Raw genomic sequence first — 5,462 nt, 5'->3', positions numbered from 1 at the left:
CCGCAAGGACGGTCAACTTTCCCCGGCCGAACAAGCGGTTAGCGATTGGGCGAACTCCAGCAAGTTGTTTACCGTGGATTGTACGCAGGATGTGGCCAAAGACTTGACCAAGGAAAATTTGCAGAACTACGACATCGTCATGTTTTACACCACCGGACATCGCGCTAAGTGGCCTGTCGACGATGCCACGCTCGATTATCTGTGCAACGATTGGGTCAAGCAAAAGGGCCACGGCTTTATTGGCGTGCATTCCGCGGCCGACACGCTGGCAGATTACCAACCTTATTGGGAAATGCTGGGGGCTTCGTTTAACGATCATCCATGGATCAGCAAAAGCAACGTGACGGTTGTCGTCGACGACACGAATAACCCCATTACTAAACCCTGGGGCAAGGAATTCACCATCACTGACGAAATTTATCAGTTCAAAAATTGGCAGCCGGAAAAAGTTCACGTGCTTATGAGCCTGGACATTGGCCGTTCCGTCTTCAACGGAGACGTGAAGAAGAGAATCAAGCAGCCGTATCACATTCCGATTGCCTGGTGCAAGCAATACGGCGACGGCAAAGTGTTCCACATGAGCTTAGGGCATAACGAAGCCGTTTGGGCCGACCCTCGTTATCGAGATTCCATTCTGGGCGGAATCAAGTGGATAATGGGCTTAGAACCTGGCGATGCCATGCCGAATCCGCAAGTTGACGCGGCCCAAGTCGAAAAAGGCAACGCCGACGTCGCCGCCAAGCTGGCGGAATTTGAGGCCAATCAAGCCAACAAGTGATCAATTCCGGCGGCAGGCCAGCATATTCCAGTTTGCTTGCGCTCCTCGTTACAAACTCTTTACGCCGCAACTGCTTGGGCCCGGTTACTATCTTAGGCAGTGCTGTCGATGTGGTGGATCGGTCTTCCACGCGGCGGCCCAGGAACTCTCTGCTTCAGGAGATCGGCCATGCAACGCACGCTGTGCTCGACGCTGATGACTGGCTTGGCGCTCACGATCGTCATTTCCATGAGCTCGTCTTCAAATGCTGACGCACCTTTAACCCTGCAACAGCAAGCCCGATTGGTAACTGCCGCGAGCGAGCAGCAAGCTCAGGCCGCAATTTCCGCATTGCGCGCAGTGGGTCCGGCTGGTTTACAGGCCCTGGTCGAAGAATACCGCCGTGCGATAGACCAACATGTGAGTACCCCTTCTGCTACGACCGCTGCGCCGCAAGTAGCGCCGGTCGCATCTGATTCATCGTGGCAACGTGTCAAAGCCGCCTTGGACGCCGTGGGCGGCCAATACGATTGCTACACCTCGCGCCTCTATTGGTATACCGATTGGGACGCCGCCCAAGCTGCCGCCAAACAATCGGGCAAGCCCATCTTGTCGCTGCGATTATTGGGCAAACTTACCGACGAATTTAGTTGCGCCAACAGCCGTTTCTTTCGCACCACGTTATACGCCAATGATGAAGTCAACAGTGCGCTGCGAGAGCGGTTCGTGTTGTATTGGCAAACCGTGCGGCCCGTTCCCAAGGTGACCATCGATTTTGGCGATGGCCGCAAGCTGGAGCGCACGCTTACCGGCAATAGCATCCATTACATTCTGGATAGCGAGGGCCGACCCATCGACGCCCTTCCGGGTCTCTATGGGCCGCAAGCTTTTTTGCGCGGCTTGGAAGCGGCCGAAGCCGCGTTCGCCGCAACCAAGTCGATGGAGGATTTTCAGCGCACCGACTATTTGCGGCAGTATCACCAGACACAAGCTGATCAAATCGCCGCGCGGTGGAACACCGATTTGGAACAATTGGGACTGCTAAAGCCTGATCCAACAGCCTGTGCGGTGCATAGCGCGCCGGTCGACGCTTTGGTGGCTCTCACCGATGATGCCGCATGGGGCCGCATTGCCCAGTTGCACGCCGCCGATGCTCAGCTCGATGCGGCCAGCCGCGCTTTAATTGCCGCCCAAAATCCCTCGGCCGCGCGAGCCATGCCGCTGGCCGTCACTAAGGCCGTGGTGGAAAACCCGCTGCTGCGTCTGGTGCGCGCCTTTCAAAATACGCTGGCGATCGATTCCGTTCGCAACGAATACACATTTCATCGCCAAATCCACGAGTGGTTTGCCGGTGGTCAAACGCCGGTTGACATCGACGCCAACCAACTGAACGAAATGGTGTACGCCCAATTGTTTCTCACGCCCAGCAACGATCCTTGGCTGGGATTGCTGACCGGCGACGCCTATTCCGCGCTCGATAATAACGGCCTGTGCCAAAAATAGATTGCTCTTGAAGTCGACCGGATCGCGCAAGGGCTTGTATAAAACAGTTCCTTTCCGCGCAGTGCCATTTGCGCGATAGAATAAAGACGGCCGCAATCACAGCAAAGTCGTAGCCCCTTGTAGCTTTGAAGACCCACTAGATCATTCATGCAATCTCAAACCGTTCTCGCCGTCGAAGACGATGCCGCCATTCGCCGCGGCATTGTCGACGCCTTGCGCTTTGCCGGCTACGGTGTGTTCGAGGCCGCGCGGGGCGATACCGGCCGCCAAATGGCCGTGGAGCGCTCGTACGATTTGCTGCTCCTTGACTTGGTGTTGCCCGGCTGCGACGGGCTTGAGATCCTGCGCGCCGTGCGCGAAATCCGCCCCACGCAGCCGATCATTATTCTCACGGCCCGGGGCGAGGAGCACGACCGTGTGGAAGGCCTGCGATTGGGCGCGGATGATTACGTCGTCAAACCGTTTAGTGTGAAGGAACTGTTGGCCCGAGTCGAAGCCGTGCTACGCCGTTCGCCGGAGCGGCCCCGCGAAAACTCGCACGTTGAATTCGCTGGCGGCGTGGCTGATTTAGCACGTTTAGAGCTGCGATTTTCCGACGGACAGCGCGTGGACCTTTCGGAAAGGGAGGCCGAATTATTGCGTTATCTCGCCGCCAACAGCGGTCGGGCTATTTCCCGCGACGAACTGCTGCTGCGCGTCTGGCGGCTTAATCCACGTGGCGTGTCGACCCGCACCATCGACATGCACGTGACTCGCCTGCGCGAAAAACTGCGCGACGACCCTAATCAACCACGTCTGCTGCTCACCGTCCGCGGCACCGGCTACATGTTCGCAAACTCTTCTGCCCCGTAAAACTCTCACGTCTCAGTCCAATATTTTCCGGCTTTCCTCATGTCCCGTCCCTGGCAAATTTGGCTTACCTTCGCCGGCTGTTTGGCCGTGGCTGTGGCCGCCGTGGGGTGGCTCAGTGTGAAAGCGCTCCAAGCGGATCAGGCTCGAGCGGAAGCCCGGCATGAAGCTGCCATTGAAGAAAACGCGCGCCTGGCCCTGTGGCGCATGGATTCGTTCATGACGCCCATCGTGGCCAAGGAAAATGCGCGGCCCTCCTTCATATACAATGCGTTCTATTCTGCTCAGCGAGAATACGGGCAGATGGGCGATGGAGACAGCAAGGCGGAAAGTCTGATTCCGTCTCCGCTATTGTTTCAAGCAACGCCCTACGTTCTGCTTCATTGGCAAATGAATTCAAAGAAGCAATGGACATCTCCCGAAGTTCCCGCTGGGCCATTTCATAACCGGGCGGTGCCGAAGTATCTGAGTGAGCAGCAATTCCGCACTAATTCCGAGCATTTGAATGGCTTGCAAAAAACACTCGATACTCCACAACTCGAGACGGAATTGCCGCAGCCAGTGGCTTCGGTCGAGAGTGAAATCAAAGTAGCGGAAAAGGAACTGTTGGATTTGCAGACTCAACTGGACGGGGTCAGGCTGGCGTTAAAACTCCCGCCACGTGTGGTGAGCTTAAGTGATGCTTCTGTGCCTGATAGAGGAAGTCCATTGGGAGAAAGCGAAGTGGTTGCGTGGCTTCACGTGGGAGGTCTACAGCATTGGGCACCGCCAAATGGCCTGCCTGCTAGCAGCAAATCGAATGAATATCAGACGTACCGCCAATCTCAAACAGCACTGATTAAAAGCCCAACGGTGTTGCAAGACGCACTCAAGCTAGACGGAATTACCGATCTACCCCTCTTGCGTGCTCAGGCAGAACCGCTTCGTTTCCTGGAGGACAACATCATAGTTGTCGCTCCCTTGGACAGCGAGCTGTTGCAAATCAAAATGCGCGGCACAGACCCCGAGCAGCTAGTGAAAATTGTCAATGCCGTAAAAGATTCATATATACAGCACGTTGTTCAAACGGAAGGAAAAGAGGACGTCGAAAAGCTCGCTTTATTAGAAGTTGCTATAAACAAAAAAAAACAGGAGCTAAGTGATATTCGTGATCAACAACAAATGACACAAGGGGCGCGCAGTTTTAATGAGTATCAGGCCCGGGCTAAAACGTTCGCTCAAAACAATATTGCCCAGCAAGACGGCAGCGCGAATCAAGAGTCAACGAATCCTGCAAATCCCCCGGCAGAGCAAGCAGCCTCAGAAGCGATGGCCTCAGTGATGACGCCATTGTGGCTTAACAATAAGTTACTGCTAGCTCGACGCGTGACAATTGCCGGTAATGAAGTCCTCCAAGGATGTTTGCTTAACTGGCCAGCTCTTAAAGAGCAAATGCTCAGTGATATCAAAGATTTGCTCCCCCAGGCCGATCTGCAGCCCGTGGTAAATCTCTCAGAAGATTCGGAGAGCCATCGGTTAGCTTCCTTGCCCGTGATGTTGATTCCTGGCGCGCTTGCGGAAGTCAATTCACCGGGCCTTTCGCCCATCAGGCAGTCGCTGCTCATTGCCTGGAGCGCATTGCTGCTAACGGCCATCGCTGGCGCGATCGTATTGCAAGGTGTAATTACCCTCAGCGAGCGCCGGGCGGCGTTTGTCTCGGCCGTAACGCACGAGTTGCGCACGCCGCTGACGACGTTTCGCATGTATGCCGAAATGCTTAGCGAAGGGATGGTCGCCACCGACGCGGAACGCCGCCAGTATTTGGATACGCTCCGCGTCGAGGCCGATCGGCTTACGCACCTGGTTGCCAATGTGTTGGCCTATGCTCGGTTGGAGCGTGGCCGGCCCGGCGGTCGCGTCGAAACACTCAGCCTCGAAAAACTCCTGGCCGTGGCCACACAGCGCTTGAGCGAGCGCGCGGCCCAGGCTCAATTCCAGTTGAACGTGGAGTCCGGGGTAGATGTTTTGGCTTGCACAGTGCGGGCCGATCCCGCGGCGGTCGAGCAAATTCTGTTTAATCTGGTCGACAACGCCTGCAAATATGCGGCCTCGGCAACCGATCGTACGCTGCACTTATCGGCGACGCACGATGGTAGGCAATTGAAAATCAGCGTGCGCGATCATGGCCCTGGCATTTCTTCTGCCGACCAGCGCCGTTTATTCCAAGCATTTCGCAAATCAGCACAAGAGGCCGCGCATTCGGCTCCCGGCGTGGGTTTGGGATTGGCGCTCAGCCGACGTCTAGCTCAAGACATGCACGGCGATTTATGCTACGAATCTAGGTCCGATGGGGCATGCTTCGTTTTGTCGCTGC

The 5,462-nt window shown here is 55.9% G+C and carries 4 protein-coding genes; all 4 read left to right on the top strand.

All coding sequences use genetic code 11. The annotated features are described in order from the left end of the window. A partial coding sequence (locus tag VMJ32_17900; GenBank protein HTQ40897.1) for a ThuA domain-containing protein occupies positions 1–778 on the top strand: 778 nt, incomplete at its 5' end. 168 nt (positions 779–946) lie between these two features. Then, positions 947–2,260: a hypothetical protein gene (locus VMJ32_17895; GenBank protein ID HTQ40896.1), complete on the top strand. Its 1,314-nt coding sequence runs from the start codon at positions 947–949 to the stop codon at positions 2,258–2,260. A 147-nt stretch (positions 2,261–2,407) separates the two neighbouring features. After that, complete coding sequence (locus tag VMJ32_17890; GenBank protein ID HTQ40895.1) at positions 2,408–3,112, top strand: response regulator transcription factor; 705 nt, start codon at positions 2,408–2,410, stop codon at positions 3,110–3,112. 39 nt (positions 3,113–3,151) lie between these two features. Continuing rightward, a partial coding sequence (locus VMJ32_17885; protein HTQ40894.1) for a HAMP domain-containing sensor histidine kinase occupies positions 3,152–5,462 on the top strand: 2,311 nt, incomplete at its 3' end.

The sequence above is a fragment of the Pirellulales bacterium genome, from assembly GCA_035499655.1.
Lineage (GTDB): Bacteria > Planctomycetota > Planctomycetia > Pirellulales > JADZDJ01 > DATJYL01.
The sequence above is the reverse complement of the archived record's forward strand: the minus strand, read 5'-3'. Positions and strand labels throughout refer to the sequence as shown.

Bases quoted from the DNA above. Each gene is read 5' to 3' on its own strand.
- VMJ32_17895 (HTQ40896.1), top strand. From the start codon at position 947: ATGCAACGCACGCTGTGCTCGACGCTGATGACTGGCTTGGCGCTCACG.
- VMJ32_17890 (HTQ40895.1), top strand. From the start codon at position 2,408: ATGCAATCTCAAACCGTTCTCGCCGTCGAAGACGATGCCGCCATTCGC.